This is a genomic window from uncultured Agitococcus sp., assembly GCF_937920075.1.
In the GTDB taxonomy this organism is placed as follows: domain Bacteria; phylum Pseudomonadota; class Gammaproteobacteria; order Pseudomonadales; family Moraxellaceae; genus Agitococcus.
The window spans coordinates 1-3,341 of the sequence record NZ_CALETI010000412.1 but is presented as its reverse complement, the minus strand read 5'-3'; the positions used below and the strand labels follow the sequence as shown (position 1 = coordinate 3,341).

At 41.1% G+C, this 3,341-nt stretch carries 3 protein-coding genes and 1 riboswitch; of the genes, 1 reads left to right on the top strand and 2 read right to left on the bottom strand.

Going from position 1 to position 3,341, the window contains the following annotated elements; translation table 11 throughout:
- Together Q0212_RS14240 and ahcY are read right to left on the bottom strand one after the other, a co-directional pair.
- On the bottom strand, nucleotides 1-433 hold a 433-nt coding region (locus Q0212_RS14240), incomplete at its 3' end, for a zeta toxin family protein (RefSeq protein ID WP_297926668.1).
- Between the two features lie 50 nt (nucleotides 434-483).
- The gene (gene ahcY / locus Q0212_RS14235) at nucleotides 484-1,884 is read right to left on the bottom strand and encodes an adenosylhomocysteinase (protein WP_297926665.1); all 1,401 of its coding nucleotides are present in this window, start codon (nucleotides 1,882-1,884) and stop codon (nucleotides 484-486) included.
- A 118-nt stretch (nucleotides 1,885-2,002) separates the two neighbouring features.
- A riboswitch (S-adenosyl-L-homocysteine riboswitch) is annotated at nucleotides 2,003-2,082 on the bottom strand.
- A gap of 190 nt (nucleotides 2,083-2,272) precedes the next feature.
- Here ahcY and Q0212_RS14230 point away from each other — a divergent pair.
- On the top strand, nucleotides 2,273-3,341 hold a 1,069-nt coding region (locus Q0212_RS14230), incomplete at its 3' end, for an NAD(P)/FAD-dependent oxidoreductase (protein ID WP_297926663.1).

Genomic DNA, 3,341 nt, shown 5'->3' with positions numbered 1-3,341 from the left:
AATCGACTAATAAATGTTTTAAACTACGTTGAAAACGACGCTCTATATCCGTAATCGGAATATTATGGCCACCATGTGCAACACGTTCGGCAACACGAAGTTTTGACATTTCAACATTGGGTAAAGCTAAATAGATTAACTCAATGCGCCAACCTGTTGTTTTGAGTTGTTGTATGAGTTTTAAATAGTTTTTGCCAGCTAATGTTGTTTCAAATGCAAAGTTTTCTTGATTAAGAATACAGGTATTCAACGCTTTTAAAAATAAGCGACTGGCATGAATTAGCTGTTTTTCGGGTGCAAGTGGAGCTAAACCTGCGGCAATTAAATCGGCATTAAGAAAGTGCTGACAATTAGTAAATTGAGCTAAATAGTTTAGAGCAAATGTTGTTTTGCCTGCACCATTTGGGCCAGCAATAATCCAGCATGTTGGCATACACTTTCTCGGCGATTTTTTAGCCCGTATTTCTACGGGCTAAAAAATGATTAGTACTTATAACTTTCTTGCTTATATGGGCCATCAACAGAGACGCCAATATATTCAGCTTGAGCAGAAGTTAATTTGGTTAACACTCCACCAAAACCTGCAACCATTGCTGCGGCAACTTCTTCATCAAGTTTTTTCGGTAAAACTTCAACTTTGAGCATGCGCTCTTGCACAGCAGGAGAATGGTCAGCAAATTTTTGCTCATACAAATACATTTGCGCTAACACTTGGTTGGCAAAAGAACCATCCATAATGCGAGATGGGTGACCTGTTGCATTGCCCAAGTTCACTAAGCGACCTTCAGATAATAATAACAAGTAGTTACTATCGGCTGGGTTAACGTCCGCTGCATTAGTGCGATAAACCTTGTGTACTTGTGGTTTAACTTCTTCCCAATGCCAGTTGGTACGCATATAAGCCGTATCAATTTCGGTATCAAAATGACCAATATTACAGACCACTGCACCGTTTTTGAGGTTACGCAACATCGCCGCATCACAGACATTCATATTGCCTGTGGTGGTAACTAATAAATCAGTTTCACCTAATAAGGTTTTGTTGATATCAACATCTAAACCTGTGTTGTTGCCATCAATATATGGGGAAACCACTTCGTAACCATCCATACAGGCTTGCATTGCACAAATTGGATCAATTTCGGTGACGCGCACAATCATGCCTTCTTGACGTAAAGATTGAGCAGAACCTTTACCCACATCACCATAACCAATCACTAAAGCACGACGACCTGCCATTAACATATCTGTGCCGCGTTTAATGGCATCATTTAAGGAGTGGCGGCAACCATATTTGTTGTCATTTTTTGACTTGGTCACTGAGTCATTGACGTTAATAGCAGGCACTTTTAACGTACCTTTTTTCCACATTTCAATTAAACGATGCACACCTGTGGTGGTTTCTTCAGTAATACCATGAATGGTTTTTAACATTTCTGGATATTTTTCGTGAACGATATAGGTAACGTCACCACCATCATCCAAAATCATGTTGGCATCCCAAGGCTTACCATCTTTTAAAATGGTTTGCTCGATACACCACCAAAATTCTTCTTCGGTTTCACCTTTCCATGCAAAGACGGGAATGCCCACCGCAGCAATTGCCGCAGCCGCTTGATCTTGTGTGGAGAAGATATTGCAAGATGACCAACGAACTTCTGCCCCTAAATCAATTAAGGTTTCGATTAATACGGCAGTTTGAATGGTCATGTGGATACAGCCGATGATTTTTGCACCTGCTAAAGGTTTGCTGGCAGCATACTTGCGGCGTAAACCCATTAAGGCAGGCATTTCGGCTTCGGCGAGAATGATTTCTTTACGACCCCAAGCGGCTAAAGAAATATCGGCAACTTTATAGTCGCCAACGGATGTCATTGCAGTCATGACAGACTCCTATGGTATAGAGCTTACGCGTTGCATCGCAATTATCGTGTTTTGTGAATATAAAATCGTTGAAAACGATTGAAATGTGAACGAATAAGCGATAACAGCGTAAGTGCTAAGTGAGTGGGTGACGTTGGCAACTATATCTTTACTACCGAGCCTAGCAGTTTTTTAACTGGTGCAGCACCCCTCGGCAGTGGGAGAGCATTTTAACGGATAATCAGCAAAAAAGAAAAGTGAACAAATTGGGACTTACGCGGTTATCGCTAATTTATTCGCTTAATAATCGTTTTAAACGATTATTAGCTCACAAAACGCGCTAATTGCAGCACAATGCGTAAGTCCATAATTAAAAAATGCTAAAATTTGCTTTTTGCTGCGTTGAGATGTGTTTGTGATAAACGTGGATGTAATTATTATTGGTGGCGGTGCGTCGGGTTTAATGTGTGCTGCCAGTGCAGGACAGCGTGGCCGTCGTGTGTTGGTCTTGGATAGTAGCAATAAAGTCGGTAAAAAGATTTTAATGTCAGGCGGTGGCCGTTGTAATTTTACCAATTTATTTGTTGAGCCGAGTAATTATTTATCTGCAAACCCACATTTTTGTATTTCCGCACTCAATCGTTACACCCAATGGGATTTTATTGCGCTGGTTGAAAAACACCGTATTGCTTATCACGAACGAAAACACGGTCAATTATTTTGTAATGATTCAGCTAAAGATATTTTGGCCATGTTGTTGGCAGAGTGCGAACGTACTCAACAAGTGACCATTCAAACCCATTGTCAAATTGAAAAAATTATCCCAGTCGATGATGGCGAGCATCGTTTTCATTTGCAGACCAGTAAAGGTCAGTTTGCCTGTCAGTCTTTAGTGATTGCCACAGGTGGTTTGTCTATTCCAACGATGGGTGCGAGTGGTTTTGGTTATGAAGTAGCTAAACAGTTTGGTCATCAGGTGTTGCCAACACGCGCAGGTTTAGTGCCATTTACCTTTACTGATAACATCAAAACAGTCACCGAACGATTATCGGGTTTGGCGTTGGATGTCAGCATGACAGCGAAGGATAGCGCCAGTTTTCATGAAAATTTGTTGTTTACCCATCGGGGCTTAAGTGGGCCAGTCGCTTTGCAATTATCAAACTATTGGCAATTAGGCGAGACGGTAGAAGTAAATTTATTGCCACAATTAGAAATGGCGAGTTGGCTAAAAGAGCAAAAGCAGCAACATCCTAAATCATTATTACGTACACAGTTAATACCATTATTAAGTAAAAACTTAGTGTTGGAATTACAAGCTTTGCATTGGCCAAGTTATGCCGAAACGCCATTAGCTGAAATACCTGATAGTGTGTTGTTAACGATTGCTGATGCTTTGCAAGCATGGCAGTTAAAACCATCAGGTACAGAAGGGTATCGCACCGCAGAAGTGACGTTGGGTGGTGTGGATACGCGCGAGT